Below are 13,065 nucleotides of genomic sequence, written 5' to 3' on the forward strand. Positions count from 1 at the left end.
TCCACCTCCACATGTTAAGTGAAATCCCTTTACAACTACCAATAGTACAGCCGTCCCTAGCTCTTGTCAAGTTTTTTTCTTAACAGAGAAACTTAGGCGAGGTCATCGTTTGTCTGTTGTTTTTCTTCGAAGATGTCCCCGAATAATCCGTATACGAACTGTTCCGGGTCGAACGCTTGTAAATCATCGATTTTCTCGCCGAGCCCAACATATTTGACTGGAATATCGAGCTCGTTACGAATCGCTAGCACGATCCCACCTTTAGCCGTGCCGTCGAGCTTCGTCAAGACGATGCCGCTCACGTTCGTCGCTTGTTTGAACGCTTTCGCCTGGACCATCGCGTTCTGCCCTGTCGTCGCGTCAAGCGCCAGCAACACTTCATGCGGTCCGTTCGGCACTTCACGCTCGATGACCCGCTTCACTTTTTCAAGCTCGTTCATCAAGTTGACCTTGTTTTGCAAACGTCCGGCCGTGTCACAAATCAAGACGTCGACACCGCGTGATTTCGCTGCCTGGACGGCGTCGAACACGACCGCGGCCGGGTCCGAACCTTCGGCTTGACGGATGACCGGGACTCCGACGCGTTCGCCCCATACTTGGAGCTGGTCGATGGCACCGGCCCGGAACGTGTCGCCCGCCGCAAGCATGACCGAACGGCCTTCCGACTTCAATTGATGGGCGAGCTTGCCGATCGTCGTCGTCTTGCCGACGCCGTTGACGCCGACGAACAAGATGACCGTCAATCCGTCTTGCATGTTCAACTCACGGTCCGACTCGTCCTCTTGGAGTCGCTTCGCCACGACTTCGACGAGCGCATCGCGGACAGCGACCGGATCTTTCAAGTTGCGGCGCTTCACTTCTTCTTTCAAATCTTCGACGAGGTCCATCGTCGTCGTCACCCCGACGTCCGCCTGGATGAGCAGATCCTCGAGTTCATCGAAGAAATCCTCATCGACTTCGCGGAACCGATAGACGAGATCGTTGACGGCATTCGCGAACCCGTCGCGGGTCTTTGTCAATCCATCGGTAAACTTTTGTGACGCTTCTTGCGTCGAGGTCGTCAATTTATCTTTTAGCTTCTTAAAAAAACTCAACTTAATTCCTCCATCTCTTCTTCCGTCTCAACGACGCGCTTCGCTTCAGATAGTTCGACCGAAAGCACCTCGGAGACCCCGTTTTGTTGCATCGTCACGCCGTAGAGCGTATCCGCCGCCTCCATCGTCCCTTTCCGGTGCGTGATGATGACGAACTGCGTATCAATCGACAGCGTCCGGATATACTCCCCGAACCGATGGACGTTCGCCTCATCGAGCGCTGCCTCGACTTCATCGAGCACACAGAACGGCACCGGACGCGTCTTCAAAATCGCGAATAAGAGCGCGATCGCTGTCAAGGCCCGTTCTCCCCCCGAGAGCAGACTGAGCGTCTGCAGTTTCTTCCCGGGTGGTTTGGCGACGATATCGATGCCCGTATTGAGCAAGTCGGACTCGTCGACCAATTTCAAATCGGCCTCGCCGCCACCGAACAGTTCCTGGAACGTCTGTTTGAAGTGACCGCGGACGAGCGTATACGTCTCTTTGAACAATCGTGTCACTTCACGGTCCATTTCGTTGATGATGTCGTACAAATCCTCTTTGGCGCTGACGAGGTCGTCCCGCTGTTCAGACAAGAACATGAACCGCTCATTGACGAGGTCGAACTCTTCAATCGCATTCAAATTGACCGGACCGATCTCCTCGATTTGGCGGACGAGCAGTTTGAACTCCTCTTTCGCCTCATCGAGCGGGATCGTGAGCGTCGGCAGCAAATCGAAGACGAGTCCACGTTCGTCGAGCGCATCGAGTTTCCACTTCCGTTTCAACTCCAGTTCGTTCACGTCGGTCTCGAGTTTACGGACGTCCGCATCGAGTCGACGACGCACGTCCGTCGCCTGTTGTTCGCGCTGCCTTAGAATTCGGTATGATTCTTCTTCGGCATGGAGCTGGTTCAACTGTTGCGTCAGGCGCGCTTTGAGCGCATCCATCTGTTTGACCGCCTCGACATGTTCGAGCTCGAGTTCGGCTGAAGAGACGACCCGGCCGCTCGCCACATGTTCGAGCTCACGTTCGATTTGATGAAGGCGTGCCGTCTGTTTGGCGACCTCGGCCTCGAGCCGTTCGACTTCCGAGCGGACCCGGTCGAGGTCGAGCGTGTGCCGTTGGCGATCGAGTTCGTTTTGACGGATGGCTTCTTGCAGTTGCCCCGTCGTCGCGGCACCTTTCGCCTGCTCACCGCGGAGCGCCTCGAGCTCGGTCCGAATCGAGGCTTGCAACGCATCGGTCGCCTCGAGCTCTTGTGCGAGCCGCGTCAATTCGTTCGTTGCGGCTTCAATCGTATGGGCATAGCGGGCCATTTCATGATCGAACAGTTCAAGTTGCGCCTTGGCGTCTTGTGACACCCTCTCCAAGCTTCGGTACGCCTGTTCCGTCGACCGGAGCGTCTCTTCGGCCTCGCGCTTCTTGAGTCTGATTGACTGGAGCGACTCCCGCAACCGGGACATCTCATCGGTATACGTCGTCACGCGCAACTGTTGCTCATGGAGCATGGCCAGCCCTTGCGTCAATCCGTGCTTCAAGTCATCGAGTTCACGCGATTGCGTGAACAAGGCGACGCCTTGCTTCCGGCTACCCCCGGTCATCGAACCGCCGACGTTGACGATGTCCCCGTCGAGCGTGACGATGCGATAGCGATACCCGGTCGTCTGGGCGATCCGGTTGGCGACTTCGAGTGAGCTGGCGACGATGACGGCACCGAGAAGGGACCGTTTCAATTTGTCATAGGCCGGGTCCGTCTCGACGAGGTCGGCGGCGATGCCGACGAATCCGTCGAGCGATTCGAGCCGGTGCGCGACTTCACTCGGGACGTAACGTTCCTTCACGCTCGTCATCGGCACAAACGTGGCCCGTCCAGCATTCGCCTTCCGTAGCCGGTCGATTTCTCGGCGACCGACCACATCCGTCTCGACGACGATGTGTTGTTGCGTCTGACCGAGCGCCGTCTCGATGGCGGCCTCGTAGGACGGGAGGACGCGAATCAATTCCGCGACCGCACCGAGCACGCCCGGCCCCCGTTCTTTCAACACGAATTTAACGGCATGGAAATAGCCTTCATATGACTGCTTCATCCGCTCGAGCAATTCGATGCGGTCCTCGGTCTTCTGACGCCGGCGGTCGAGGTCGTGGTATGACTGCTCGGCCCGGGCCAGCTTGTCCCGCAGTGTCGTCTCTTGTTCGGTCAAATCGGCTTCTTGCGCGAGCAGCGTCTCCCACGTCGTCCGCGCTTCGTCGAGACGAGCCTGCTCGGCCTCGAGCGAAGCCGTCTGTTCGGTCCGCACATCGAGGCGATCCTTATTCTCACGCAGGAGGCGGGCTTTCGCTTCCTCGGCTTGTTCGATATCCCGGCGTTCCCGCTTCTGTTGATTGCTGAGCGTGGCGCGAGTCGTCGCCAGTTCGAACGCCTCGCCTTGGAGCTGTTCGATTTCCGCATTAAAATCGCGTGTCGCTGCCGTCAATTGTGTGTCGAGTTTGACGCGTGCCGATTCGACGGTATGTAACGCCTCGGTTTTAGACGCCAAATCCGCCTCGGCCACGTGCAATTTCTGCGTCAACTGTTCGGCCTCTTCGGCCAACTCGACCCGTTGGCGCTCGAGACGTTCTTTCGTTTCCGCCCCGTGCTCTTCCCGGGCTTTCGCGAGCTTGATTTCGCCGGTCAATCGTTCTAGTTCGGTCGCCTGCGTCCGTTCGTCCTGGTGGAGCGTATCGAGCGTTTCCCGATCGACGGCGAGTGTCGCCTCGAGCTCCGTCCGTTCCGCCACAATCGCGTTCAACGCGCCGTCTTGCTCGGCGAGATGGGCGGACGCCGTCCCGAGTTGTTCGTTCGTACGGGTGATTCCTGTTCCGAGTTCCGTAATCTCGGCACCGAGAATACCTGTCTCGAGCTCATCGTGCCGAGCTTTTGCGACTTGATACTCACGGGCGAGCGCGGCTTGTTCACGGAGCGGTTCGACCCGGTCGGCGAGTTCATACAAGATATCGTCGACGCGGGACAAGTTCAATTCAGTGTCCTGCAGTTTCCGTTCCGCTTGTTTTTTACGCTGGCGGTATTTCAAGACACCGGCCGCTTCTTCGATGACGGCCCGGCGGTCTTCCGGTTTCCCGGAGATGACCTGCTCGACCCGGCCTTGGCCGATGATGGCAAACGCATCACGCGACAGACCCGTATCCATGAACAGGTCAATCACATCTTTGAGACGGCACGGCTTCTTGTTCATAAAGTAGTCGCTGTCGCCGCTCCGCGTGACACGGCGCGTGACGCTCACTTCTTCATACGGCAGCCGCAAATGGGCGTCCGTATTGTCCAACACGAGCGTCACTTCGGCGACGTTACGATGGTTCTCCCCTTCACTGCCGGCAAAGATAACATCTTCCATTTTCGCTCCGCGGAGCGATTTGGCCGACTGCTCACCGAGTACCCAGCGAACAGCGTCCGATATATTTGATTTTCCGCTCCCGTTCGGTCCAACCACGGCTGTGACGCCGGGACGAAAATCCAGTTCAATCCGCTTGGCAAACGATTTAAAGCCAGCGAGTTCGATTCGTTTTAAGTGCATCGTGACCATCCTATCCTCAGTAAGCATTCATTTGTTTATTTTACCACAGTTGCCAGTTCGTCAAAATGCTAGAATCATGCTATTCTAAAAAGAACTGTAGAAAGGGGTACGACTGATGACTAACGAACAAATGATTGAGGAAATTCTCGACAAAATGAACATCATCAACCGCGGCGCCATCAAAGCGGAAGAATATAACCGTGCCGACGCCTCGGCCGTCAAAGAGATTTATGACTACGTGATGAATCGTTCATCGTTGTCGATTTCTGAAGTGGATGGAATCGTCGAAGAACTCGGGCAATTGACGTAACTAGATGATACAAAAAGGAGTGGACCCGTTGAGAGGTCCACTCCTTTTGTGTTAGAGGCCGGCGTATTGCCGATTGAATTCGATTAACGCCTCTTTTGCCGCAAGCTGCTCGGCTTCTTTCTTCGATCGGCCGATGCCTTCCCCGACGATGTCGTCAGACAGACGGGCGTGGGCGACGAACTCCCGGCTATGGGCCGGCCCGCGCTCTTCGATAATCGTGTACGAGACGGGCCCGAGCCCTTCGCGTTGAACGCTCTCTTGGAGCTGGCTCTTATAATCGGTCTGTTCTTCAAACACACCGGCTAAGACTTTCGGAAAAACCGCTTCGGCGAGGAACTGTTCGACTGGTTCAATCCCTTGGTCCAGATAGAGCGCACCGATGTAGGATTCGAACACATCGGCGAGTAACGCCGGACGCTTGCGACCGCCGGTCAACTCTTCGCCTTTCCCAAGCAAGATAAAATCAGAGAAAGCATAGGCTTCCGCGAAGTTGACGAGTGACGGCTCACAGACGATGGCCGCCCGCAACTTCGTTAATTCCCCCTCGGAGCGCTCCGGATACGTCTCATACAAAAACCGAGACACCGTCAACTCGAGCACCGCGTCGCCTAGAAACTCTAAGCGCTCATTGTCTTTTTTCAGACCGCGTTGTTCGTTGACGTATGAGGAGTGGGTGAACGCTTGCATCAATAAATCTTGATTCGTGAATCGAACGGATAGCCGTTCTTCAAGTGTCTTGAACTGCTCGAGAATCCGAGACCGTTCGAGCTCATTTCGTCGGCGTCGTTGCGCCGACCCTTGACGGTCAAACCGTCGCTTGTCCTTTGTCATAATTCCCTCCGTGAATAAGCACAAGCCCACCGCTCATGACGAGCGGTGGGAGGCTTGATTACAATTTAGTTTCGATGTAAGCGACAACGTCGCCGACAGTTGCAAGTTTCTCTGCATCTTCATCTTCGATTGTGATATCGAATTTGTCTTCAAGGTCCATGACCATTTCCATAACTTCGAGCGAATCCGCACCGAGGTCGTCTTTGAATGATTTGTCGGCTGTGATCTCAGATACATCTTTCCCGAGTTTCTCTGCCACTGCTGCTTGTACGTCTACTAAGATTTGTTCTGTTGTCATGATAAAATCCCTCCAAATTAAAGTATATAAAATGTGATTCGATTGGTAAAGTTCTGATTTTAAGCCATCGTCATCCCGCCGTCAACGGCGATCGTCTGACCCGTCACGTAAGCCGCCTGGTGTGAAGCGAGGAATGAGACGACGTTCGCCACGTCTTCGACTTGGCCGAAGCGGTTGAACGGGATTTGTCCGAGCGTCGCCTCACGCTGGGCGTCGGTCAAGGCATCGGTCATGTCCGTCTGGATAAATCCAGGACAGACGGCGTTCACCGTGACATGGCGTCCGGCGAGTTCACGCGCGACTGATTTGGTCAGGCCGATTAGCCCGGCTTTCGCCGCCGCATAGTTGGCCTGTCCGGCGTTGCCCGTGATGCCAACGACCGAGGCGATATTGATGATGCGGCCCGACTTCGATTTCAAGAGCGTCCGCGTCGCAGCTTGCGACGTCAAGAACGCACCTTTCAAGTTCGTCGACAAGACATCGTCAAAGTCAGCCTCTTTCATGCGCATGAGCAGACCGTCACGCGTGATGCCCGCATTGTTGACGAGGCAATCGATGCGGCCGAACGTGTCGACCGTCGTCTTGATGAGCGCCTTCACGTCATCCGCGTTTGAGACGTCCGCTTTGACGGCGATGGCCTCGCCCCCGTTCGCTTCAATCTCACTGACGACAGCCTTTGCTTTCTCAACACTACCCGAGTAATTCACGACGACCCGAAAGCCGTCTTCCCCTAAACGCTTCGCGATGGCGGCCCCGATCCCCCGGGACGCGCCTGTCACGATTGCTACTTGGTCATGCACGTACTTCTCCTCCTAACGCGGCCACCTCTTCGAGCGTCGTCGCCTGTTTGATCGTCACGTTCGCGTCGATTCGCTTGATGAGACCCGACAATGGCGACGTCGGACCGAATTCGATGAACGTGTCGACGCCAGCGTCGATCGCTTTGCGGACACACGCCTCGAATCGGACCGATGCGTACAGTTGCTCGGTGAGGAGTGCTTTCAATTTCTCCGGGTCGGTGTGGACCTCGGCATCGACGTTCGAGATAATCCCGATCGCCGCCGGTTTGAACGGTGACGAAGCGAGCACGTCTTTGAACCGCGTCGCGGCTGGCATCATGTACGAGCTGTGGAACGCACCAGAGACGTTGAGCGGTAAGACGCGTTTCGCGCCGGCCTGTTTCAAGTCCGTCTCGGCTTGTTTGACCGCGTCGACGTGTCCCGAGATGACGAACTGACCCGGACAGTTGTAGTTGGCGATTTGTACAAGGTTCCCGCTAGCACTGATTTTCTCCGTCACATGGAACGCCTCGTCGACATCGGTCATCCCGATGACGGCTGCCATCGCCCCATCCTTCACTTCTGACATGAGCTTACCGCGTTCGTGGACGAGCACGCTCGCCTCTTCCAAATCGATGACGCCGGCGATGACGAGTGCCGCATATTCTCCGACGCTGTGACCAATCACCATGTCTGGCGCGGCCCCTGTTTTGGCGTGAGCTTGTGCGAGTGATGCCGCATGCGCCACGATGGCCGGTTGGGCCAGTTCTGTCCGTTGAAGCTCTTCTTTTGATCCTGCCGCCATGGCGTCGAGTAAATCAAATCCGAGGCGACGGCCGATCGCGTGCAGTTGCTCAGGATTGTCGAGGAACGTTTGGCCCATGCCGACGGCTTGTGACCCTTGTCCTGGAAATACCCATGCTGTTTTCCCCATGTACTCACCTTCTTTGAATTAGTTTGTGACTTTGGCTTGCTTGATCTTCGCGACGACGTCGTGATCGACCATGATTTTCGCCTGTTTGAGCGCGCTCATGATGGCGAGCGCATCGCTCGAACCGTGCGCTTTAATGACCGGGGCGTTGATGCCGAATAACCCGGCTCCACCGTGTTCCCGATAATCTAATGTTTGTTTCAATCGTTTCAACTTCGGTTTTAAGACGAGAGCGGCGAGCTTCGAGACGAAATCGCTCGTGAACTGCTCTTTCATCATCTTCATGAGCATCGATGACGAACCTTCGACACCTTTGAGCAAAATGTTTCCGGCGAACCCTTCGGTGACGATGACGTCCACGTCACCGGACATCGCCTCACGTGCTTCCACGTTGCCGACAAAGTGGACCGGTGCTTGTTCAAGGAGGGGGTACGCCTCTTTCGTGAGGGCGTTTCCTTTCCCAGCCTCGGTCCCGATGTTCAGTAGCGCGACGCGCGGGCGCTTGACGCCGCGGACGTGCTCAGCGTAGAGCGAGCCCATGATCGCATAGTCGACCAAGTGCTCAGGCTTAGCGTCCGGGTTGGCCCCGACGTCTAAAATGACGACACCGCTACCCGTATATGTAGGGAACGTAGGTGACAACGCGGGACGCTCGATGCCGGGAATCCGTCCGATGACGAATAGTGACGCCGCCATGAGGGCGCCGGTATTCCCAGCCGAGACGAGGGCGTCGGCCTCTCCGTCTTTGACGAGTTTGGCCGCCACGACGAGCGAGCTGTCCTTTTTACGGCGGACGGCCCGGACCGGCTCATCGTCTCCGGTGATGACTTCACTTGCCGGAACGATTTTGATTCGCGGGTCGGTCAACCCATAAGAGGCGAGTTTGACCTCATCTCCGACTAAAAACAGTTCCATCTGCTCATTCGGGAACGCGTCGGCAAACTGTTTGACGCCTTCCACGATTGCTTTCGGGGCATGATCCCCGCCCATTGCATCGATTGCTAATTTCATGCCTGTTCCTCCTCACCGCGACGATAGATCGTGAAGTCTCCGCTAAAGACACACTCTTCGCCGACATAACTATCCACTGTGACGTCCGTTCTTCCGTCCCGACGTAGTTTGATTACACGAGCCTTGGCAACGACTCGCTCTCCAAGATGGACCTGGCGACTAAACCGGATGTCCGCTTTAGTGGTCAACGCCAATTCATCATTGATGAGCGCCACCGCTAACGAGTTGGCCTGGGCGAACAATACGTGTCCCCGGGCGATCTCGTTGCGGCTAAAGACGTGTTCTCTCTCAATGTCGAGAACCGAGATGGCCGATTCATCGAGCTTCAAGTCAATCATATCACCGATGACCTCGCTCATGGCGAGCGACTTCACTTCATCGAGGTGTTCTGAGGCAACGTGCTTGATCCGTTCTCTCACTTCCGGAATCTTTAACTCCATCCGATCGAGTCGAATCGTTTGAATACTGACTGCAAACTGTTTCGACAGCTCTTCGTCTTTGATGAACGGGTTGCGATCAATCGTTTCTTGCAATAAGCGTTGCCGCTCTTTCTTAGGTACCCGCATTCAGTTCCCTCCTAAACTCTATGCTAAAGAACTTAATACCTGGTACTAATAGCAGTATATATTCTTTAGATTTTATTTTCAAGTGTTGTTTGTCATTCCAATCGTTCTCCGACGAGTAAGTCGAGTCGTTTCAAATAGTGTCGGAGCGGGGCATACGTCGCCTCGTTCCAAAACGCCTCGCTCCCGAGCAGCCGTACGGCGTCTTGCATCGCCACTTCCATCACTTTTAAATCGAGTACTGGATCAGCGACGCGGAAGCTTGGCAGACCGCTCTGGGCCGTCCCAAAGAAGTCACCGGCCCCGCGGAGTTCCAAGTCTTTCTCGGCGAGCACGAATCCGTCATTCGTCTCGGTCATCGTCTTTAAACGAAGTTTCCCGACGTCGGACTTTGGATCCCCTACCAATATACAATAAGATTGATCGGCGCCTCGACCGACACGCCCACGCAGCTGGTGCAGTTGCGCCAAGCCGAATCGTTCGGCGTCGTGGATGATGATGAGCGAGGCGTTCGGCACGTTCACCCCGACCTCGACGACCGTCGTCGAGACGAGGATTTGGAGGGCGTTGCTAGCGAAAGCCTTCATGACCTCGTCTTTCTCGGTGCTCGACAGTTTACCGTGCATGAGACCGACCGCATAATTCGGGAAGCGCTCCCGTAACATGTCGTAGAGCGCGGTCGCGCTCTCGACTTCGAGCGTGTCCGATTCCTCGATGAGCGGCGCGATGACGTACGCTTGACGTCCGAGGGCGAGCTCACGGTTCACCATCGCATGGACCCGGTCGATTTGATCGGTCTTGGCCCAATACGTCTCAATCGGCTTCCGCCCGGCCGGCATCTCATCAATCGTCGAGACGTCCATCTCCCCGAAAGCGCTGATGGCGAGCGTCCGTGGAATCGGCGTCGCTGTCATATAGAGCACGTCGGCGAGTTCCGCCTTGTCACGGAGCATTTTCCGCTGTTCGACCCCGAACCGGTGTTGCTCATCGGTGATGGCCAGATGCAGACGCGAAAACTCGACCGGCCCTTGAATCAAGGCGTGCGTCCCGACGATGATATCGACGTCGCCGTCTTTAATCGCCTGGAGCAATTCGTTCCTAGCCTTGCCTTTGACCGAACTCGTCAGTAGCCCGACGCGCATGCCGTACGGTTCGAACAGCGCCTGCAACGAGGCGAGATGCTGTTCGGCCAAAATCTCCGTCGGGACCATGAGCGCCCCTTGATAGCCGGCGCACACCGTCGCATACAAGGCGATCGCGGCAACGACTGTCTTTCCGCTCCCGACATCCCCTTGTAACAACCGATTCATCCGTTCTGGCTTTTCTAAGTCGCCGACAATCTCCCGGATGACACGTGTCTGTGCCCCTGTCAACGGGAACGCGAGCTGTTTGACGAACTCGTTCAACCGCTGCTTGTCGAGCGTGAGCGCGCGCCCTTTCCCCGCCCGCTCCATCTTACGGAACGCCTGGAGTTTCAACTGATAGAGCAGACACTCTTCATAGACGTAACTTCGGCGTGCCTGTTTATACGTCTCGACCGAATCAGGGAAATGCATCCCTTTCAACATCGTCTCCCGGTCCTCGAGACGATAACGTTGCCGAATCGATTCGGGCAAGCGATCCTCGAACGAGGTCGTCTGTTCGAATGCGAGTTTGACGATGCGTCCAAAATTCTTTTGGGTCAATCCGGCCCGGAGCGAATAAATCGGTTGCAACCCATCCGAGAGCTCACCGAACTCGAGGTCGGTCGCACTGATCGTCATCCGGTTCATATCCCATTTCCCTTTGACCGTCACCGTGGCGCCGAGCGCGAGCTTGTCTTTATAAAAGGCCCGGTTGAACATCGTCACGTGGACGACGTAGCGCTCCTCGAGCAACAAGCGGAATTGGAGCCGGTTCTTGCCTTTGCTGTAATAGCGTACGAGCGGTGCCGCCTGTACGGTGCCGCTCCATTTGACGAGGTCGCCGTGAATGGCCGTCGTCACCGTGCCGCTATTATAATTTTCATAACGAAACGGGACGTGCTCCAGCACGTCCTCGATTCGTTCGAGACCCATCGTCTCTAATTTTTTGGCCATCTCTGGCCCGACCCCTTTCAGCGTCGTCAACGCCTCACTTCTGGACATTTTCTTTCTCTCCAAAGATGTTTCGTTCGAGACGGCGTGCCGTCGGCGTATTGGCGAGACCACCACGCGCTGTCTCTTTCAACGCGGTCGGCATCATCTGACCAATCTCATGCATCGCGGAAATGACCTCGTCGCAAGGGATGCGGGACGTGATTCCGGCGAGTGCCATATCGGCCGCAACGATGGCGTTCGCCCCGCCCATCGCGTTCCGTTTGACGCACGGTACCTCGACGAGCCCAGCTACTGGATCACAGACGAGACCGAGCATGTTTTTCAGTGCGATTGCAAACGCCGTCGCCGATTGTTCCGGCGTCCCGCCGGCCGCTTCGACGATGGCCGCGGCGGCCATCCCGGTCGCTGATCCGACTTCCGCCTGACAACCACCAGCCGCTCCCGAAATCGAGGCGTTGTTGGCGACGACGAAGCCGAACGCTCCTGACGTGAACAAGTAGCGGACCATCGCGTCACGGTCCATCTCCAGACGTTCTTTGACCGCAAACAACGTACCCGGTACGACACCGGCGCTTCCGGCGGTCGGGGTCGCGCAGATGCGTCCCATCGCCGCGTTGACTTCATTCGTGCCGATCGCTTTTGCGACCGCATCTAAAATCAAGTCTCCGGCGAGCGATTTGCCGGAACGGATATAGTCGGTCATGAGCACGGCATCGTTCCCCGTGAGACCCGTCACGGACGTCACGCCTTCGAGTGCCCGGGCGACCGCTTCTTCCATCACTTCTAGATTGCGCTCCATCATGCCGACGACTTCTTCCCGCGTCGAGCGTCTGACGTGCACTTCTTGCTCGATCATCACTTCTGAAATCGGAATGCCTCGCTCTGTTGCCGTTCTGACTAATTCTTCTACTGATTTAAACATATTGGTTTCTCCTTATTCCCCAAAGATGGCTACCCGCTCGATTTGAGGTAACCGTTCAATTTCCGCTAACACGTCTTTTGACAGATGTTCATCAATCTCAATCGCCATAAGCGCTTGCTTGCCTTTCTCGTGACGACTCACTTCCATATGCCCAATATTCAACTCATGCCGGGCCAAGATGCCGGTCACGGCCGCGATCGCCCCGAAGCGATCATGGTGCAACACGACGAGTGCCGGACCGCCGCCTGACAGTTTGAGCGGGAATCCGTTCAACTCGGTAATCTCGATCGTCCCGCCGCCGATTGAAATCCCGACGATTTCGAACGTGCCATCCTCGTCTTCGAGGTGGACCCGGGCCGTGTTCGGATGGTCTGTCAACGCATCGCTCGTCTCAAAGACGACCTCGATACCGCGCTCTTTGGCGATATCGAGTGCTTGCGGGATGCGCAAATCGAACGTATCGAAGCCCATGATGCCGCCGACGATGGCAACATCGGTACCGTGCCCCCGATACGTATCGGCGAACGACCCATAAAACGTGATGTGCGCGAGCCGTGGCGTACGCCCGAACAACTTCCCAGCCATGAGGCCGATGCGCGCGGCTCCGGCCGTATGCGAACTCGATGGACCGACCATGACCGGACCGATGATATCAAACACACTGCGATATTTCATCGCATTTCCCCCTTTCAAA

12 protein-coding genes are annotated in these 13,065 nt (G+C 56.2%); 1 reads left to right on the forward strand and 11 read right to left on the reverse strand.

The window, feature by feature from the left end; all coding sequences use genetic code 11:
- Positions 1-92 precede the first annotated feature (92 nt).
- Both ftsY and smc read right to left on the reverse strand, forming a co-directional pair.
- Positions 93-1,094 carry a signal recognition particle-docking protein FtsY gene (gene ftsY, locus KNP95_RS06995; protein ID WP_021067095.1) on the reverse strand — a complete coding sequence of 334 codons (1,002 nt, stop codon included), beginning with the start codon at positions 1,092-1,094 and terminating at the stop codon, positions 93-95.
- On the reverse strand, positions 1,091-4,648 hold the full coding sequence (smc, locus tag KNP95_RS07000) for a chromosome segregation protein SMC (RefSeq protein WP_021067094.1): 3,558 nt from the start codon (positions 4,646-4,648) through the stop codon (positions 1,091-1,093). The genes ftsY and smc overlap by 4 nt, the downstream gene beginning before the upstream one ends.
- Before the next feature lie 115 nt (positions 4,649-4,763).
- On the opposite strand from smc, the gene KNP95_RS07005 reads away from it, so the two are divergent.
- A complete protein-coding gene (locus tag KNP95_RS07005) occupies positions 4,764-4,958 on the forward strand; it encodes a DUF1128 family protein (RefSeq protein WP_021067093.1) in 195 nt (64 codons plus the stop codon).
- A gap of 51 nt (positions 4,959-5,009) precedes the next feature.
- On the opposite strand, the gene rnc is transcribed toward KNP95_RS07005, so the two are convergent.
- From rnc to sdaAB, 9 genes are all read right to left on the reverse strand, one after another.
- Positions 5,010-5,789, reverse strand: coding sequence for a ribonuclease III (gene rnc, locus KNP95_RS07010; protein ID WP_021067092.1), 780 nt, complete (start codon positions 5,787-5,789; stop codon positions 5,010-5,012).
- Positions 5,790-5,847: 58 nt separating this feature from the next.
- Positions 5,848-6,087 (reverse strand): acyl carrier protein, encoded by a 240-nt coding sequence (gene acpP, locus KNP95_RS07015; RefSeq protein WP_021067091.1) that lies wholly within the window; start codon positions 6,085-6,087, stop codon positions 5,848-5,850.
- Between the two features lie 59 nt (positions 6,088-6,146).
- Positions 6,147-6,887, reverse strand: coding sequence for a 3-oxoacyl-[acyl-carrier-protein] reductase (gene fabG, locus KNP95_RS07020; protein ID WP_021067090.1), 741 nt, complete (start codon positions 6,885-6,887; stop codon positions 6,147-6,149).
- The gene (gene fabD / locus KNP95_RS07025) at positions 6,880-7,800 is read right to left on the reverse strand and encodes an ACP S-malonyltransferase (protein ID WP_021067089.1); all 921 of its coding nucleotides are present in this window, start codon (positions 7,798-7,800) and stop codon (positions 6,880-6,882) included. Before fabD ends, fabG begins: the two co-directional genes overlap by 8 nt.
- Positions 7,801-7,818: 18 nt before the next feature.
- A complete protein-coding gene (plsX, locus tag KNP95_RS07030) occupies positions 7,819-8,808 on the reverse strand; it encodes a phosphate acyltransferase PlsX (protein ID WP_214836315.1) in 990 nt (329 codons plus the stop codon).
- On the reverse strand, positions 8,805-9,374 hold the full coding sequence (gene fapR / locus KNP95_RS07035; protein ID WP_021067087.1) for a transcription factor FapR: 570 nt from the start codon (positions 9,372-9,374) through the stop codon (positions 8,805-8,807). Before fapR ends, plsX begins: the two co-directional genes overlap by 4 nt.
- Positions 9,375-9,466: 92 nt before the next feature.
- Positions 9,467-11,497, reverse strand: a complete 2,031-nt coding sequence (recG, locus tag KNP95_RS07040) for an ATP-dependent DNA helicase RecG (RefSeq protein WP_058763359.1) — start codon at positions 11,495-11,497, stop codon at positions 9,467-9,469.
- Complete coding sequence (sdaAA, locus tag KNP95_RS07045) at positions 11,484-12,371, reverse strand: L-serine ammonia-lyase, iron-sulfur-dependent, subunit alpha (protein WP_021067085.1); 888 nt, start codon at positions 12,369-12,371, stop codon at positions 11,484-11,486. Before sdaAA ends, recG begins: the two co-directional genes overlap by 14 nt.
- A gap of 12 nt (positions 12,372-12,383) precedes the next feature.
- A complete protein-coding gene (gene sdaAB / locus KNP95_RS07050; RefSeq protein WP_021067084.1) occupies positions 12,384-13,046 on the reverse strand; it encodes an L-serine ammonia-lyase, iron-sulfur-dependent subunit beta in 663 nt (220 codons plus the stop codon).
- Positions 13,047-13,065 lie beyond the last annotated feature (19 nt).

Source organism: Exiguobacterium sp. s36, from assembly GCF_018618345.1.
Taxonomy (GTDB): Bacteria; Bacillota; Bacilli; order Exiguobacteriales; family Exiguobacteriaceae; genus Exiguobacterium; species Exiguobacterium chiriqhucha.

What these genes read in the sequence shown, in the direction of transcription:
- rnc (WP_021067092.1), bottom strand. Translation starts at nt 5,789, where the DNA reads ATGACAAAGGACAAGCGACGGTTTGACCGTCAAGGGTCGGCGCAACGA.
- smc (WP_021067094.1), bottom strand. Translation starts at nt 4,648, where the DNA reads ATGCACTTAAAACGAATCGAACTCGCTGGCTTTAAATCGTTTGCCAAG.
- sdaAA (WP_021067085.1), bottom strand. Translation starts at nt 12,371, where the DNA reads ATGTTTAAATCAGTAGAAGAATTAGTCAGAACGGCAACAGAGCGAGGC.
- fabD (WP_021067089.1), bottom strand. Translation starts at nt 7,800, where the DNA reads ATGGGGAAAACAGCATGGGTATTTCCAGGACAAGGGTCACAAGCCGTC.
- sdaAB (WP_021067084.1), bottom strand. Translation starts at nt 13,046, where the DNA reads ATGAAATATCGCAGTGTGTTTGATATCATCGGTCCGGTCATGGTCGGT.
- plsX (WP_214836315.1), bottom strand. Translation starts at nt 8,808, where the DNA reads ATGAAATTAGCAATCGATGCAATGGGCGGGGATCATGCCCCGAAAGCA.
- fapR (WP_021067087.1), bottom strand. Translation starts at nt 9,374, where the DNA reads ATGCGGGTACCTAAGAAAGAGCGGCAACGCTTATTGCAAGAAACGATT.
- KNP95_RS07005 (WP_021067093.1), top strand. Translation starts at nt 4,764, where the DNA reads ATGACTAACGAACAAATGATTGAGGAAATTCTCGACAAAATGAACATC.
- acpP (WP_021067091.1), bottom strand. Translation starts at nt 6,087, where the DNA reads ATGACAACAGAACAAATCTTAGTAGACGTACAAGCAGCAGTGGCAGAG.
- recG (WP_058763359.1), bottom strand. Translation starts at nt 11,497, where the DNA reads ATGTCCAGAAGTGAGGCGTTGACGACGCTGAAAGGGGTCGGGCCAGAG.